16 protein-coding genes are annotated in these 15,140 nt (G+C 54.4%); 8 read left to right on the forward strand and 8 right to left on the reverse strand.

Going from position 1 to position 15,140, the window contains the following annotated elements:
* Positions 1 to 3: 3 nt before the first annotated feature.
* The 4 genes from HV127_RS06050 to coaD all read left to right on the forward strand — a co-directional run bounded on the left by HV127_RS06050 (position 4) and on the right by coaD (position 3,609).
* Complete coding sequence (locus HV127_RS06050; protein WP_182235305.1) at positions 4 to 993, forward strand: glycosyltransferase; 990 nt, start codon at positions 4 to 6, stop codon at positions 991 to 993.
* Positions 994 to 1,085: 92 nt separating this feature from the next.
* A complete protein-coding gene (gene waaA, locus HV127_RS06055; protein WP_182235306.1) occupies positions 1,086 to 2,360 on the forward strand; it encodes a lipid IV(A) 3-deoxy-D-manno-octulosonic acid transferase in 1,275 nt (424 codons plus the stop codon).
* On the forward strand, positions 2,360 to 3,130 hold the full coding sequence (locus tag HV127_RS06060; RefSeq protein WP_182235307.1) for a glycosyltransferase family 2 protein: 771 nt from the start codon (positions 2,360 to 2,362) through the stop codon (positions 3,128 to 3,130). The genes waaA and HV127_RS06060 overlap by 1 nt, the downstream gene beginning before the upstream one ends.
* Positions 3,131 to 3,132: 2 nt before the next feature.
* Entirely contained in the window at positions 3,133 to 3,609 is a 477-nt protein-coding gene (gene coaD / locus HV127_RS06065; RefSeq protein WP_100682896.1) for a pantetheine-phosphate adenylyltransferase, read from the forward strand.
* 119 nt (positions 3,610 to 3,728) lie between these two features.
* Here the strand turns inward: coaD and mutM are convergent, their stop codons facing one another.
* From mutM to radC, 8 genes are all read right to left on the reverse strand, one after another.
* Positions 3,729 to 4,538: a bifunctional DNA-formamidopyrimidine glycosylase/DNA-(apurinic or apyrimidinic site) lyase gene (gene mutM / locus HV127_RS06070; protein WP_110276966.1), complete on the reverse strand. Its 810-nt coding sequence runs from the start codon at positions 4,536 to 4,538 to the stop codon at positions 3,729 to 3,731.
* A gap of 63 nt (positions 4,539 to 4,601) precedes the next feature.
* Complete coding sequence (locus HV127_RS06075; protein WP_182235308.1) at positions 4,602 to 6,932, reverse strand: TonB family protein; 2,331 nt, start codon at positions 6,930 to 6,932, stop codon at positions 4,602 to 4,604.
* Positions 6,933 to 8,306, reverse strand: a complete 1,374-nt coding sequence (locus HV127_RS06080; protein WP_182235309.1) for a DNA-binding protein — start codon at positions 8,304 to 8,306, stop codon at positions 6,933 to 6,935.
* On the reverse strand, positions 8,296 to 9,021 hold the full coding sequence (locus HV127_RS06085) for a PP2C family serine/threonine-protein phosphatase (protein ID WP_182235310.1): 726 nt from the start codon (positions 9,019 to 9,021) through the stop codon (positions 8,296 to 8,298). The genes HV127_RS06080 and HV127_RS06085 overlap by 11 nt, the downstream gene beginning before the upstream one ends.
* 4 nt (positions 9,022 to 9,025) lie before the next feature.
* Positions 9,026 to 9,703 (reverse strand): VWA domain-containing protein, encoded by a 678-nt coding sequence (locus tag HV127_RS06090; protein WP_182235311.1) that lies wholly within the window; start codon positions 9,701 to 9,703, stop codon positions 9,026 to 9,028.
* A gap of 201 nt (positions 9,704 to 9,904) precedes the next feature.
* Positions 9,905 to 10,072, reverse strand: coding sequence for a 50S ribosomal protein L33 (rpmG, locus tag HV127_RS06095; protein WP_003024094.1), 168 nt, complete (start codon positions 10,070 to 10,072; stop codon positions 9,905 to 9,907).
* Positions 10,073 to 10,092: 20 nt separating this feature from the next.
* Entirely contained in the window at positions 10,093 to 10,329 is a 237-nt protein-coding gene (gene rpmB / locus HV127_RS06100; protein WP_002436699.1) for a 50S ribosomal protein L28, read from the reverse strand.
* Between the two features lie 342 nt (positions 10,330 to 10,671).
* The gene (radC, locus tag HV127_RS06105) at positions 10,672 to 11,337 is read right to left on the reverse strand and encodes a DNA repair protein RadC (RefSeq protein ID WP_182235312.1); all 666 of its coding nucleotides are present in this window, start codon (positions 11,335 to 11,337) and stop codon (positions 10,672 to 10,674) included.
* A 175-nt stretch (positions 11,338 to 11,512) separates the two neighbouring features.
* Between radC and coaBC the strand changes: the two genes are divergently transcribed.
* The 4 genes from coaBC to HV127_RS06125 all read left to right on the forward strand — a co-directional run bounded on the left by coaBC (position 11,513) and on the right by HV127_RS06125 (position 15,104).
* A complete protein-coding gene (gene coaBC / locus HV127_RS06110; RefSeq protein ID WP_182240572.1) occupies positions 11,513 to 12,724 on the forward strand; it encodes a bifunctional phosphopantothenoylcysteine decarboxylase/phosphopantothenate--cysteine ligase CoaBC in 1,212 nt (403 codons plus the stop codon).
* Positions 12,702 to 13,160: a dUTP diphosphatase gene (gene dut / locus HV127_RS06115; RefSeq protein WP_167492712.1), complete on the forward strand. Its 459-nt coding sequence runs from the start codon at positions 12,702 to 12,704 to the stop codon at positions 13,158 to 13,160. Before coaBC ends, dut begins: the two co-directional genes overlap by 23 nt.
* A gap of 175 nt (positions 13,161 to 13,335) precedes the next feature.
* Positions 13,336 to 13,932: a nucleoid occlusion factor SlmA gene (gene slmA / locus HV127_RS06120; protein ID WP_182235313.1), complete on the forward strand. Its 597-nt coding sequence runs from the start codon at positions 13,336 to 13,338 to the stop codon at positions 13,930 to 13,932.
* A gap of 155 nt (positions 13,933 to 14,087) precedes the next feature.
* The gene (locus tag HV127_RS06125) at positions 14,088 to 15,104 is read left to right on the forward strand and encodes an SMP-30/gluconolactonase/LRE family protein (protein ID WP_182235314.1); all 1,017 of its coding nucleotides are present in this window, start codon (positions 14,088 to 14,090) and stop codon (positions 15,102 to 15,104) included.
* Positions 15,105 to 15,140: the final 36 nt, after the last annotated feature.

Below are 15,140 nucleotides of genomic sequence, written 5' to 3' on the forward strand. Positions count from 1 at the left end.
TTTATGAGTCAAACGCCTTTACTGAGCATCGTGGCCGCCGTCTATAACGGCGAAAAATTCCTTGCGCAATTCTTTGAGTGCCTTGAGCAACAGCAGTTGGAAAGCTATGAACTGATCCTGGTGAACGACGGGTCGACGGACGCCAGCCTGGCGGTTATCGACCAGTGGAAGGACCGTCTGCAAAATGTGATCGTGCTGGAGCAGGAAAATCAGGGCGTTTCGGTGGCGCGTAACACCGGTCTTGCCGTCGCCACCGGTAAGTACCTGACCTTCCCAGATATCGACGATAAGATTTACCCAGGCATGTACAGCACGCTTCTGGAGATGGCGGAAAAGGGCAACCTTGACGTCGCCACCTGCAACGGCCGCTACGTCTACGAGACGAAAAAAGATATCCACCCTATATTCCCGCTGGATAAATTGCAGTCTACTGGCGTACTGCCCGGCCACGTGTGGTTAAAGCAGGCGCTGGATTCGCGTAAATTCCTGCATGTCACCTGGCTGAATATCTACCGTCGCGAATTTATCGCGAGCCACAACTTCCACTTTGAGCCGGGCCTGCGCCATCAGGATATCCCCTGGACCACGGAAGTGTTGCTGACAGCAGAACGCGTGCAGTACACCAGCGAGCAGTTCTACGACTACTATATTCACTCGGAATCGGTATCGCACAAGCCGGACAACGACGATACGCTGATGCGTTCAGCGCGCCACTACATGAAGATTCTGGAGATGCTGGACGCCATCAATCAGCGTTATCCGGACAAGGTTCGCGATATTTCCGCCTGCCGCTGGCAAATCGCCAAAGAGGGGCTGGGAATTATTCATACTTTCGATAGCATGAAAGATGAATCAAAAAAGCATATTATAATTAAAGAATTCTTCGACCGTGGGATCTGGAGTCTTATCTGGAAAAACGCCCGCACGTTCCGTCTACGCTGGCGTCTTGGACGCCGCTATCTGCGCATCAAGCGCTATCGCGATGTGGCTTAATATTGAATCCCATAGATTCCGCCAAAGAGATAGCTTTACGCGGGTTAAATGCTTAGAATTTGCCCGCAAAAACATGAAAACGGATAAATCGCTTGGAATTGCTTTATACCGCCCTGCTTTACCTTATTCAGCCACTGGTTTGGCTACGACTTCTCTTACGTAGCCGTAAGGCCCCTGCCTACCGCAAACGCTGGGCTGAACGTTATGGCTACTGTCAGAACAAGGTAGAACCGGACGGCATTCTGCTGCATTCCGTTTCCGTCGGCGAAACTCTAGCGGCGATCCCGTTGGTACGCGCGTTACGTCATCGTTATCCCTATCTGCCGATCACCGTTACTACCATGACGCCAACCGGCTCCGAGCGGGCGATGTCCGCCTTCGGTAAAGACGTTCATCACGTCTACCTGCCTTACGATCTGCCCGGCGCCATGAATCGCTTCTTCAACACCGTCCAGCCCAAGCTGGTTATTGTGATGGAGACCGAGCTGTGGCCGAATATGGTCGCGACCCTGCATAAGCGTAAAATTCCGTTAGTCATTGCCAACGCCCGCCTGTCCGAGCGCTCGGCGAAGGGCTACGCCAAGCTGGGCAAATTTATGCGTCGGCTGCTGAGCCGTATCACGCTTATCGCCGCGCAAAATGAAGAAGACGCGAACCGTTTTATCGCCCTGGGCCTGAAGCGCAATCAGTTGGCGGTTACCGGTAGCCTGAAGTTTGATATCTCAGTGACACCTGAACTGGCTGCACGCGCCATCACCCTGCGCCGCCAGTGGGCACCGCATCGTCAGGTCTGGATTGCCACCAGCACCCACGACGGCGAAGAACAAATTGTTCTCCAGGCACATAAAAAGCTGCTGGAGACATTCCCCAATCTGCTGCTGATCCTCGTCCCTCGCCATCCGGAACGTTTTAGCGACGCCCGCGAAATGGTGCAGAAAGCAGGAATGAGCTACACCATGCGCAGCACTGGCGAAATCCCATCGAACAGTACCCAGGTGGTGATTGGCGATACGATGGGCGAGTTAATGCTGCTGTACGGAATCGCCGACCTTGCGTTCGTTGGCGGCAGCCTGGTGGAGCGCGGCGGTCATAATCCGCTGGAGCCCGCCGCCCATGCGATTCCCGTGTTGATGGGCCCGCACACCTTCAACTTCAAAGATATCTGCGCCAAGCTGCAGCAGGACGATGGTCTGATTACCGTGACCGATGCCAGCTCGCTGGTGACCCAGGTGTCTAACCTGCTGACCGACGAAGATTATCGTCTGTGGTACGGTCGCCACGCGGTGGAAGTGCTCCATCAAAATCAGGGCGCACTCTCCCGTCTGCTACAGTTACTGCAACCTTATCTGCCGCAGCGGAGCCACTAATGTCGCCTCGACTCTCGGTCGTAATGATCGCCAAAAATGCGGCGGATCTGCTGCCTGATTGTCTGGCATCAGTAAGCTGGGCCGATGAGGTAATCTTGCTGGATTCTGGCAGCAGTGATAACACCGTCGAATTAGCCCGCAGCCTCGGTGCTCAGGTTCATATCAATCGCGACTGGCAGGGTTATGGCATTCAGCGCCAGCGCGCCCAGAGCTACGCCACCGGCGACTACGTGCTGATGATCGATACCGACGAGCGCGTCACCCCAGAGCTTGAGCAATCCATCCGCAGCGTGCTGGCAGCGCCAAAAAGCGGTGCTATCTACAGCATCGCCCGGCGAAACTATTTTCTCGGTCGCTTTATGCGCCATAGCGGCTGGTATCCGGACCGCGTAATGCGCCTGTACCAACGCGACCATTACCGCTATAACGATAATCTGGTGCATGAGTCTGTCGACAGCAAAGGCGCACAGGTTATCGAACTCTCGGGCGACCTGTTGCATCTGACCTGCCGTGACTTTTCCGGCTTTCAGCAAAAACAGCTAGCCTATGCCGCCGCCTGGGCCCAGGAGCGCCACCAGAAGGGTAAGAAGACCTCGCTGACCGGTATCTTCGGCCATACGCTGGGTGCCTTCATGAAAACGCTGCTGCTACGCGGCGGCATTCTGGATGGAAAACAAGGTTGGCTGCTGGCTGTGGTCAACGCGCAATATACGTTTAATAAATACACCGAGCTGTGGGCGCTAAGCCGCGGCTACTCGGAGAAAGTGTAATTATGAGCACAAAAGCGATCTATCCGGGCACCTTCGACCCTATCACTAACGGCCATATCGATATCGTCACCCGTGCGGCCAGCATGTTTGATAAAGTCTTGCTGGCTATCGCCGCCAGCCCGAGCAAAAAGCCGATGTTTACCCTCGATGAGCGCATCGCGCTGGCAGAGCAGGCAACCGCACATCTGGTCAACGTTGAAGTAATTGGCTTTAGCGATTTAATGGCCAATTTCGCTCGCGCGCAGCAGGCCAATATTTTAATTCGCGGACTGCGGGCGGTGGCGGATTTTGAATATGAGATGCAGCTGGCGCACATGAACCGCCACCTGATGCCGACGCTGGAGAGCGTGTTTCTGATGCCGTGCAAAGAGTGGTCGTTTATCTCCTCTTCGCTGGTGAAAGAGGTAGCGCGCCACCAGGGCGATGTCTCACACTTCCTGCCGGCTAACGTGCATCAGGCGCTGCTGAAGAAGCTGTAGGGCGTTCTTCCCGGAGGCGGCGCTTGACGCGCCTGTCCGGGCTACCAGTCCGCAGACGGCTGGAAACCTGTAGCCCGGCTAAGCGCAGCGCGAGCCGGGATCAACGCAACCACCTCACTTTACTTCTGGCACTGGCGGCAATAAAACGTCGCCCGCTGCGCATGTTTGCTGCCGATAATTGGCGTTCCGCAAATACGACAGGGTTCACCCTTGCGACCATAAACCTGTAATTCCTGGGCAAAATAGCCCGGCTTACCGTCGCTTTGCAGGAAATCTTTTAGCGTCGTCCCGCCCTGCTCGATGGAGCGCAACAGCACCAGCTTAATCACCTTTACCAATTGCTCGCACTCTTCGCGTGAAAGCGATGAAGCGAGCCTGTCGGGGTGGATCCCCGCCGAGAACAGCGATTCGCTGGCGTAGATATTACCGACCCCGACCACCAGCTTGTTATCCATCAGCCAGGGTTTAATCGCAGTTTTCTTCTTCGCGCACCTCTGCTGGAGATAGTCAGCATTGAAATCATCGCTTAGCGGCTCCGGCCCAAGATGCGCTAACACCGGATGGCCTTCCAGCTCTTTGGCCCACAGCCAGGCGCCAAAGCGTCGCGGATCGGTATAGCGCAGAACCTTACCGTTGCTCATGATCAGATCAACGTGATCGTGTTTCTCTGCGGGCAGCTCTTCGCTCAGAATGCGCAGGCTCCCCGACATGCCAAGGTGGATGATAATCCAGCCGTCGGGCAGCTCCAGCAACAGGTATTTGGCGCGACGACGCACGCTGAGAACCGGAACGTCGCTCAGGCGATAGATCTCTTCGGAAACCGGCCAGCGCAGGCGTCCGTTACGCACCACGGCGTGCAGGATGGTCGCCCCAACCAGATGCGGCTCAATACCGCGGCGGCTGGTTTCTACTTCAGGTAATTCAGGCATATTTTTCTCATATGAAAACAGCAGGCGCTCCCATTTTACCTCGTTCAGAAGGCAACGACGCGGTTAGTGCTGAAAATTCACACCAACGGTTATCTGTCTGCCGTCGGACTGTGGTTTAAACTTCCAGCGCCAGAGCATATCCACCGCCTGCGCATCATACTCTTCCACTTCGCTGCTTTTGCTTACCAGCACCAGCGTCGGAGCGCCGCTTTTATCAATATCAACGGTAAGCTCGGCCCGTTTATCACCCTGCGCCTGCGGCGTCTTCCATTTAACGTTGAAGAAAGGCGCGTTTAACACCTCATTCTGGTCGATATCAACCGTCATACTCACCGGTGGGTCAAAGGGAACGACCTTTTCATGACGGTCCAGTATTTTGCTCGCAGGCAAAATTTTTCCGGCTTTTGCGGTATCTTCACCTTTCGCTCTTTCCCCGAGGATATCGGCATAATCTGCGTATACTTTTGCCGAAAGAATCGCATTACGCTCGCCCATGCCAACCCGCATCAGCAGCTTGGTTTTGATATTCGCTATTTTCTGCTCAGTATCCTCAGCAAGCGGTTGTAGCAACATGGAGTAGATCATCGCGCCGATATACAGTTCAGGATCGCGCTCAGCCCACAGGCTGCCCCAGGCCATCCACACCTGCGGATCCTCCGGGGCGAGCGCCAACAGCTGCGCCCACGTTGCCCGGTTCTCTTCAAAGGAAGCAAAGCTCTTTCTCAGCGCCAGATCCTTCAATAACGGCGCATAGTACGGATGCGTATCGACCAGCTTTTCCATCGCTTCCGTCATTTCAGTAAAGCCTTCCATTCTGCCTTTGGGACTTTTATCCCGCTTTTTGAAGTAGACGAGCTGTAGATTTCGCGCCTCTTCCGCGCTGAGTTTCTTCTGCGGAAACAGCGCTTTCATCCGGGTGAATTGAGCGGTCATCTCTTGCGCGGCAGTTTCCATCCCGGCTTTATTATGCCGGGCCGCCAGCCGGGCGATACGCGTCGCTCGTGATTCCATCTCCCGATAGTGCTCCTCAGGAGGCAGACGATCGCTGATAAAGTTCACCGGTATCAGCAAGCGCTCTCCATGCCGGTTAGAAGCAAAACGCCACTGCTGCACGTAGTAGAGCGCCGCTTTGTCAAACTCGGGAACGCCGCTACTGCACTCGACCACCGCGTTTAATAGATCGCCGCCTACCCCAGTATCCACCGAAAGCACCGTTGTCGCCGACTTGATAAATTTATTTACCGTCGGATAGAACATCGGAGACACCGACTCTTTCGCAATCCCGTATCTTTCGGCCTCAATGCTTACGTGCCCAGGAAAGCGCTCGTTAATCGGGCTGGCGCTACGCACGGAGCCTTGTTTAAACACGATTGAACGCGCCAGGGGTAGGACCTTTTCGGCTTCCCCATTTTCATTCACTGCCAGCGATGAATCACAGGAGCGCGTCTGCATTCTGGCCCGCAGAATTTGCAGGATTTGCCGATCTTCAGGCGGCATTTGAGCAATATATGCCTCTAACCGCTGCTGTAGGGCTGGCTGGCGTGGGCTATCCTTCAGGCCCTCCGCCATCAATAATCCGCTAGTAATGCTTTGCGTGAGCGGCTGAAACTGCGAATTTCGCACCTGCTCATCATCACGAGACTGGAGCAGCGCTAATGCCCAGCCCAGCCAGGCGTCAGGGTTTTCTGGCGCAATGGCAATGGCCCGACGAAACGCCTTTTCCGCCTGCGCTTTATTCTCATCCGTTGTCAGCGTCAGGATGGCCGTTGCCAGCGTCAGATCGCTCCGGTCTGGCATCCAGCTCAGGTAATCATCCATCTTCGTGAGGGCTTTGACTTCCTGCTCGCGATAGCCTAATGCCTGCTGCCAGAGCGCATCAGCGGCGGCGGCGTCTTGTTCATTCCAGCCCAGCGGCAGCTCCGCCAGCGGTTTTTTCTGCGCGAGAAATTGCTCGATAATATTGTGCTGATTAAACGGCTCCCCGCGCAGGGTTATCTGAATAAAACGGGCATGACGGTCATAGAGAAAATCCTGCCAGGCGGGTAATTCCAGCTGATTCATACTCTGCCAGCGCCGCTGGTTTTGCTCGCCGATAGGTACATTGAATAACGTGATACCGATAATAAAAACAATCTGCGCCACGGCGGCTGCCAGATAGCCTTTATTGCGCCGGGTGACTGCGACCCACATCAGGGCGGAAAAGTAGAGAGTTCCCCCCAGCCACAGGCCGTAGAGCAATAAACGCTGGGGAGCATTCAGCACCGCCGGTAAAAGCGAAAGCTTATCCACCAACATAAAGGGGGCAGACCAGAGAAAGAGCACCATATTCGGCGCGACAAAAAGCGCAATCAAAGACAAGATGACCAGCAGGTGCTTTAACTTCGGCGTAATCATTTATGGCTTACTCCGAAGAATCGCCAGCAGCCCCATCACGGCTATCCAGACAAAAATCAGGATTAACGCCGCGTTATCGTACCAGGCATGCCAGGGACCGCTCAGTTGGGTAAAATTACGCGCTAATATGGCCATCACCAGCGTGCTAATCACAGCCAGCGCGCCATGCCAAACAAATGCAGGAACTTTGCTGCGCATATTGTGCCACAGCAGCGTTAACGGCCCCGGTCCGGTTGGCTGACGAGGTACCGCAGCGGCCGGCGCAACGCGAGGCTGGCGCTTGATGGGTGCAGGACGCTGGCGAACAGTTTGCGTTTGCTTATGCTGCTTCGCCTGCTTTACGCCTTCTACAACCTGTTTTTCACGTGCGCAGATCAGGCACGGCATCCCAGAGAAATGCTGATGTTTCTTACTACAGAGAACAATTTTTTGCGTACTGCGTAGCGCATAAGGGCGCAATACCTGTGCCCATTCATCGGCGCAAGGGCGTCGGGCAGGTGAGCCGCTAAAAGCGCGGTCGAACAGCTTACGCAGCTCGGTCGGCAGCAGATGGTGGGTACTGGCCGGTACCGGGGTAATATTTTTTGCCGCATTGACGCCGTAAGCATAGCAACCGGCGCCGATGCGACCGGGTAAATCATCGGGCACCTTCGCGGTTTGCGAGCGGCCGCTATAGGGATGAATACCATGGTTGAGCAGTTGAAAAATAATCACCGCCAGCGAGAAACGATCCTGCGCCTCTTCCCGCTCATTAGGTACCTGCCCGATGCGCTGGAACTCCGGCGCCAGGTAATCCGGCGTGAACTGCCCGGCAGGGAAACGCTCGCCCTCGCCCTGAATGCTAAAACCATCGCAGTCCAGCAGCGCGATATACAAGCTGTCGCGATAGAAGCGCAGGTTAACCGGCTTCATGTCGATAACCCGGTGCTGTCGCGCATGCAGCGCCGAGACCAGGGTTGCGAGGTTGCAGGCCAGACTTACTTTTGCGCCGATCCCCTCCGGCAGATTCTGCGCCTTCGCTTGCCGCGACTGCAAAATATACTCCAGCTCAATAGTGCGCTGGGTATCAAGGACCGGCATAACAAAGCCAATAACGCGCTTGCGCTCGTCGAAGAGCAAATAGTCAGGCCACGCCAGCTGGACAATCGCCTCACCGTCGGCAGGTGCGGGGATCTCCGGGCGCTGCGCAAGCATGGCGCGGAGCTTGCGCTGGTAATAGCTGGCATCAGTATTGGAATGGTAAATTTTCGCAACCCGGGAAGGGTCGTCGGCCAGGAAGTAGACGCTGCCGGCACCACCGCTCTTGATGAGTTTCCCCAAACGTACCGCGTGGCGCTGCTCGTTATAACAACCAGGGATTTTTTTATGCTTCATTACGCAGAGCTACCAGAAGCGTCTTGTCATCACCGGTTATCGCCCAGGTGCGCGGGTCATCAAGCGTGGCGCGTATCGCTTCGCTCCCCTTCTCCTCTGAAACCTGCTGCAAATAGCTTACGACAGGGTCCATAAAGGGGGAAAACAGCGCATCACAGTTGCGGTTTAGCGCAAACGGCTGCACACCATCGGACATCATCACCAGCTGCATGGCTCTGCCAGCAAACTGATTGATGCGTAAATGTTCACGCCAGTCAGGGCTGGTGAGGAACCAGGTTTGGTTGGTGTATTCACCGTTTTCAGGTAAAGAGAAGTGCTGCTCATCGTTGATAGTGAGCGCCGCAACGCCATCACCGATATGCAGGACCAGCGACTGCGTTTCGCCCAACCATGCTGCCAGAACGGTACAGGCAAAATCACCCGCGACAAGCTGTCGCTCTTTGGCTTGTAGCAAAACAGCTTCTCGGATATCCGCTATCAGCGCCACGACTTGCTCTTCATCAGGCACAACTGTCAATAGCGCCAGGCGCTCACACAGCGTCCGGCTAACCAAAGCCGCCCCCTGTTCGCTATAAGCGGCTGAGCCTGCGCCATCACAAACGACAGCAACAAGTCGATCGCCCAAATTGCGATAACAAAAGGCATCCTGACAAGGAAGGTTATTTTGTCGGTGGCTGCTGCCGATAACCGACGAAGCATAAACGCGCCAGTTCATCGCGTCAGACCGAAATTTCTGACCAGCTGTCCGTCGGCGGCAGCTGTGCTTTTCCGCCCGGCGTTGACTGTGAGACCACCTGCATACTGGCGCTTAGCCAAAGGAACAGCTCGCGGAACTGCAAACCCTTCAGCTGCTTCACGCCATTAATCCCGCTGCGGCTGAAGTGGCCCATCGATTCAGAGGCCTCACTACCCACGCTAATCGGGAATACGGCAACTTTGTTTGCCGCCTGCGCCTCGCAGCACTCCTGAGCCGCCACCTGCCAGTTATCCGTTGGCGCACCATCCGACATCAAAAACAGCCATGGCCGGGTATAGGGTACGCCAGCCGCTTTCAGACGCTGCTTTTCAGCTTCGATTTCGCCCAGAGCCAGGCTGACGGCCTGCCCGGTTGGCGTCAGACCACTCGCTTCAAGAACAGGGGCGGTAAAGTCCATCGCATCACACCAGTCGCCATGCAGTTGGCACTCATCGTAACCGCCGTATTTAATCACCAGCAGGCGAACACGTTTCGCGGCGATAACATCATTTTTAAGTTCGCTTTCCAGCAGCTTGAGCCCCTGATTTAGCTGGGCTATGGGCTGACCGTCCATACTGCCGGAACAATCGAGAACGAGAATTAAGGGGGTTCGCTGTTCACTGTTATCAATAAATGAAACATCTGGAATGAATGACGTCATAACAATCCCTGTCGGTGGTTTTCTGTACCGGCAGAATAAACATCCCGTCCCGGCAAGACAAGAAAAACCATTTCATTCATGTGGTTAATGATTAACGACGAGAAGAAGAATTGAGTGATAAATTTCGAAGAAGGGAAAGACCGTAAAACGGAAACAAAAAACCCCGCCAGGGCGGGGTTCTTCTTTACAAGGAGGCTAAAATTATTTGATTTTAGCTTCTTTGTATAAAACGTGCTGACGGACAACTGGATCGAATTTTTTCAGTTCCAGTTTTTCCGGTTTAGTACGTTTGTTCTTCGTAGTGGTATAGAAGTGACCAGTACCAGCAGAAGAAACCAGCTTGATTTTCTCACGAATACCTTTAGCCATGATTTAATTCCTCTAAGTACTTAGTACTTTTCGCCACGGGCACGCAGTTCGGACAGAACTGTATCGATGCCTTTCTTATCAATAACACGCATACCTTTAGCAGATACACGCAGGGTGACAAAACGCTTCTCGCTCTCAACCCAGAAACGGTGAGAGTGCAGGTTAGGCAGGAAACGGCGTTTAGTCGCGTTCAGTGCGTGGGAACGGTTGTTACCGGTCACCGGACGCTTGCCAGTAACTTGGCAGACTCGGGACATGTCTATTCTCCAAAAATCAAATTAGCTCGAGCTTCGTATGGGGTATTGGCGCCTCGTCAGGCTTCACAGCCCGGTCATCGCATAGTTCTATACACTTTATCCTTCAAGCTGTCTCTTTGTTGGCTGCGCTCGCTCACCCCAGTCACTTACCTATGTAAGCTCAGGGGATTCACTCCCTTGCCGCCTCAATACAACTTGAATGATTTCGTGTACACGCGAACTCTCGATTGCCAGGCCCAAATGCCAAACCCGAGATTCTCAAAGGTGGCGTAGTATACGCTGACTCGGCGATGTGCTCAAGTCCCGAACAGACAAAGATCCCGATGGATCGCATGATCGGGGCTAAATCCAGCCGCGCTCAGCAAAAGATACGTACGCTCCGCGGCCGATAACAAGGTGATCAAGCACGCGTATATCCATGAATCGGCAACATTTTATCACTCTTTCGGTAATCAACCTGTCGGCCTTACTCGGCTCAGGGCTACCGGATGGATGATTATGAGCCAGGATCACCGCGGCGGCGTTCACTTTGATGGCTTCGCGTACGATTTCTCGCGGATGCACCTCAACGTGGCTAAGAGTACCAGAAAAAAGTCGGCTATGTTTCAATACCCGGTTCTGATTATCTAAAAAGATCACCATAAAGATCTCACGTTCTTCGTCAGCCAGTTGGCTTTGCAGAAATTCCCGCGTCATCGACGGCGTAACCAGAGAGGGTTCTTCAGTTATCCGCATACAAAAATAACGCCGCGCCAGCTCAGCAATCCCCTTCAACTGCGCATATGTCGCCGGGCCAATCCCCTCAACCTCATCAAACTGCTCTTTTTCCGCCGATAGCAGACCGTATAGCGAGCCAAAGCGCTGCAGCAAATCCTGGGAAAACGTTATGACATCCTGCGTGCGCGTGCCGGTACGTAAAAACAGCGCCAGCAGCTCAATATCCGACAACGATTCGATACCGTAGCACTGCATTTTTTCCCTCGGCATCAGAGGTTCCTGTGTATCCATGGCGGCTTCTCCTTTCCTGTGCGCGCTATCCTGGCACAGCCCTCCAGCGCTGCCGATCGGCAAATTTTATCCGTGCGTAGCGGCTCGCAAAGTGGATCTCTGCCAGGCACACGATGCCGATCGGATTGTGATAAGATGCGCGAATTCTGGTGTACCGCAACAGGAAAAAATCATGATGAGTCTGGCTGGTAAAAAGATCGTTCTTGGCGTGAGCGGCGGCATTGCTGCCTATAAAACGCCGGAACTGGTGCGCCGCCTGCGTGACCGTGGAGCGGATGTCCGCGTCGCCATGACGGAAGCCGCAAAAGCCTTCATTACGCCACTGAGTCTACAGGCGGTATCCGGTTATCCGGTCTCCGACAGCCTGCTCGACCCGGCCGCAGAAGCGGCAATGGGCCACATTGAGCTGGGAAAATGGGCAGACCTGGTGATTCTCGCCCCCGCTACCGCCGATTTAATTGCACGTATTGCGGCAGGAATGGCTAACGACCTCGTTTCCACAATTTGCCTCGCCACGTCGTCGCCAGTCGCCGTCGTGCCCGCAATGAATCAGCAGATGTATCGCGCCGCCGCCACCCAGCATAATCTTGACGTTATCTCCTCACGCGGTCTGCTGGTTTGGGGCCCGGATAGCGGCAGCCAGGCCTGTGGCGATATCGGCCCAGGGAGAATGCTGGACCCGCTGACTATTGTTGATATGGCCGCGCAGCATTTCTCTCCTGTCAAAGATTTGCAACATCTCAACATCATGATTACCGCGGGCCCAACCCGCGAGCCGCTGGATCCAGTGCGTTATATCACCAACCACAGTTCTGGTAAGATGGGTTTCGCGATTGCCGCCGCCGCCGCGCATCGCGGGGCGAACGTGACGCTGGTTAGTGGTCCGGTTTCTCTGCCAACGCCGCCGTTTGTGCAGAGAATTGATGTCACCACAGCGCTGGAAATGGAAGCCGCCGTGCAAAATAGCGCTTCTCAGCAGCACATTTTTATTGGCTGTGCGGCAGTTGCTGACTACCGTGCGGTCGCCATCGCCGAAGAAAAAATCAAAAAACAAGGTGATGAATTAACCCTGAAAATGGTTAAAAATCCGGATATCGTCGCTGGGGTCGCGGCGCTTAAGGCCAACCGCCCCTACGTCGTTGGATTTGCCGCCGAAACAAATAATGTGGAAGAATACGCACGGCAAAAACGTGCCCGCAAAAATCTCGATCTGATTTGCGCTAATGATGTTTCACAGCCAAATCAGGGATTTAACAGCGATAGCAACGCATTACACCTTTTCTGGCAAGAGGGAGATAAGCGCTTACCACTTGAGCGCAAGGAACTCCTGGGCCAATTATTACTCGACGAGATCGTGACCCGTTATGATGAAAAAAATCGACGTTAAGATTCTGGACCCGCGTGTTGGTCAGCAGTTTCCGCTGCCAACTTATGCCACCTCCGGCTCCGCCGGACTTGACCTGCGAGCCTGTCTCGATGACGCCGTAGAGCTGGCGCCTGGCGCTACCACGCTTGTGCCGACTGGCCTGGCGATTCACATTGCCGACTCGTCTCTGGCAGCGGTGATTCTGCCGCGCTCCGGGCTGGGTCATAAGCATGGCGTTGTTCTGGGCAACCTGGTGGGCCTGATTGATTCTGACTATCAGGGCCAGCTGATGGTTTCCGTCTGGAACCGCGGCCAGCAGAGCTTCACTATTGAACCCGGCGAGCGTATCGCTCAAATGGTGTTTGTGCCTGTCGTACAGGCGGAATTTAACCTGGTGGAAGATTTTGACGCCACCGATCGTGGCGAAGGTGGCTTCGGTCACTCCGGGCGTAAATAAGCCCAGCGATACACCCAATCACTCGGGATGCCGCCAACAGCAGGGCAGCCCGAAGGATAAAGTGTAACCTGCATTCCAAAGCGTAATAATGCAATAACATCGCCGCAGGCAGCAGCTTGCGGTCGCTTTGCGGATGCCTGCCTGGCAAGTGCTTTTTTCAGGGGTATTTTAAAACATGGCAGAAAAACAAACTGCGAAAAGGAATCGTCGCGAAGAAATACTTCAGTCTCTGGCGTTGATGCTTGAATCCAGCGATGGGAGTCAGCGCATTACCACAGCGAAACTGGCGGCGTCCGTTGGCGTATCCGAAGCGGCTCTGTACCGACATTTCCCCAGCAAAACCCGCATGTTTGACAGCCTGATCGAGTTTATCGAAGACAGCCTGATTACGCGCATCAATTTGATTTTAAAAGATGAGAAAGATACTTCAACGCGCTTACGTCTGATCGTGCTGTTGATTCTTGGGTTTGGCGAGCGTAATCCTGGGCTGACGAGAATTCTGACCGGCCATGCGCTGATGTTTGAACAGGACAGATTGCAGGATCGAATCAATCAACTGTTTGAGCGCATTGAAGTACAGCTGCGCCAGGTGTTGCGTGAAAAGAAAATGCGCGAGGGCGAAGGCTACACCGTCGATGAAGCCCTGCTGGCTAGTCAGCTGCTGGCATTCTGTGAAGGGATGCTGTCGCGCTTTGTGCGCAGTGAGTTTAAATATCGTCCGACCGATGATTTTGACGCCCGTTGGCCGCTGGTCGCCGCCCAGCTGCAGTAATCCGCACCTTATATGCAGCCACAATGGCTGCATCTCCTTTTTGATTTTTCTGTCATAAAGCCCAGGACAATTCGTTGAATTGCCAGATGTTTTCAATCCGCACTCTCTCCTAACATCCGTAAATTGTTTCTTTTCATCGGATAAGGAGATGGCTGATGGCGACATCACGGCGGGAATTGCTCAAACTGGGAGGTCTGGCAACCGCATCATTACTGGTAAGCCAAAAAAGTTTCGCGGCCTGGGCACCATCTGCACGTTATCCCGATCCACGCATTGTGGCAGTGGATGATAGCTTTCGCCGCTATATGCTTGCCAGCGCAAAAGTCGAGCAGATTGCTACCGGTTTTCGCTGGGCGGAAGGGCCTGTGTGGTTTGGCGATACGCGCATGTTGCTCTGGAGCGATATCCCCAACAACGCCATCATGCGCTGGGATGAAGCTACTGGTGAAACCAGCGTGTTCCGTCATCCGGCAAACTACGCTAACGGCCATGCCCGCGACCGACAGGGGCGACTGATCAGCTGCGAACATGATACCCGACGCATTACCCGCACCGAATACGATGGCACCATTACCGTACTGGCGGATAGTTTTGACGGCAAGCCGCTGAACTCACCAAACGATATCGTCGTGAAGTCAGACGGCAGCATCTGGTTTACCGACCCTCCTTTCGGCATCAGCGGATTCTACGAAGGGCATAAAGCCACGCCGCAGCTACCGCAAAACGTTTATCGGCTGGATCCTGAAAGCCGCAAACTGAGCGTCGTGCTGGGTGACGTGAAAGGGCCAAACGGCCTCTGTTTTTCCGCCGATGAGAAAACGCTATACGTCGTGGAGAGTCGCGCGACGCCAAATCGGTTAATTCTCGCGTGGGATGTGGTCAATAACGAGCTGAAAAATAAAAGAGTACATATTGACTGCGGTAACGGCACCGCCGACGGTATAGCCTGCGATATGGACGGTAATCTATGGTGTGGTTGGGGGACGGGCAGCGAGGAGCTTGATGGCGTGCGCGTCTTTAACCCTCAGGGGAAAAACATCGGCATCATTCAGTTGCCGGAACGCTGCGCTAACCTGTGCTTCGGCGGCGAACAGCGCAATCGCCTGTTTATGGCCTCCAGCACCTCGATTTATTCGCTCTACGTCAATGCGCAAGGGGCAAAACTGGTTTGAAACCTACCCGGCAGGCATTGACCTGCCGGGTCGATT

This window comes from Klebsiella sp. RHBSTW-00215 (assembly GCF_014103785.1).
In the GTDB taxonomy this organism is placed as follows: domain Bacteria; phylum Pseudomonadota; class Gammaproteobacteria; order Enterobacterales; family Enterobacteriaceae; genus Klebsiella.

Bases quoted from the DNA above. Each gene is read 5' to 3' on its own strand.
- HV127_RS06050 (WP_182235305.1), top strand. From the start codon at position 4: ATGAGTCAAACGCCTTTACTGAGCATCGTGGCCGCCGTCTATAACGGC.
- HV127_RS06060 (WP_182235307.1), top strand. From the start codon at position 2,360: ATGTCGCCTCGACTCTCGGTCGTAATGATCGCCAAAAATGCGGCGGAT.
- coaD (WP_100682896.1), top strand. From the start codon at position 3,133: ATGAGCACAAAAGCGATCTATCCGGGCACCTTCGACCCTATCACTAAC.
- mutM (WP_110276966.1), bottom strand. From the start codon at position 4,538: ATGCCTGAATTACCTGAAGTAGAAACCAGCCGCCGCGGTATTGAGCCG.
- HV127_RS06075 (WP_182235308.1), bottom strand. From the start codon at position 6,932: ATGATTACGCCGAAGTTAAAGCACCTGCTGGTCATCTTGTCTTTGATT.
- HV127_RS06080 (WP_182235309.1), bottom strand. From the start codon at position 8,306: ATGAAGCATAAAAAAATCCCTGGTTGTTATAACGAGCAGCGCCACGCG.
- HV127_RS06085 (WP_182235310.1), bottom strand. From the start codon at position 9,021: ATGAACTGGCGCGTTTATGCTTCGTCGGTTATCGGCAGCAGCCACCGA.
- HV127_RS06090 (WP_182235311.1), bottom strand. From the start codon at position 9,703: ATGACGTCATTCATTCCAGATGTTTCATTTATTGATAACAGTGAACAG.
- rpmG (WP_003024094.1), bottom strand. From the start codon at position 10,072: ATGGCTAAAGGTATTCGTGAGAAAATCAAGCTGGTTTCTTCTGCTGGT.
- rpmB (WP_002436699.1), bottom strand. From the start codon at position 10,329: ATGTCCCGAGTCTGCCAAGTTACTGGCAAGCGTCCGGTGACCGGTAAC.
- radC (WP_182235312.1), bottom strand. From the start codon at position 11,337: ATGGATACACAGGAACCTCTGATGCCGAGGGAAAAAATGCAGTGCTAC.
- coaBC (WP_182240572.1), top strand. From the start codon at position 11,513: ATGAGTCTGGCTGGTAAAAAGATCGTTCTTGGCGTGAGCGGCGGCATT.
- dut (WP_167492712.1), top strand. From the start codon at position 12,702: ATGATGAAAAAAATCGACGTTAAGATTCTGGACCCGCGTGTTGGTCAG.
- slmA (WP_182235313.1), top strand. From the start codon at position 13,336: ATGGCAGAAAAACAAACTGCGAAAAGGAATCGTCGCGAAGAAATACTT.
- HV127_RS06125 (WP_182235314.1), top strand. From the start codon at position 14,088: ATGGCGACATCACGGCGGGAATTGCTCAAACTGGGAGGTCTGGCAACC.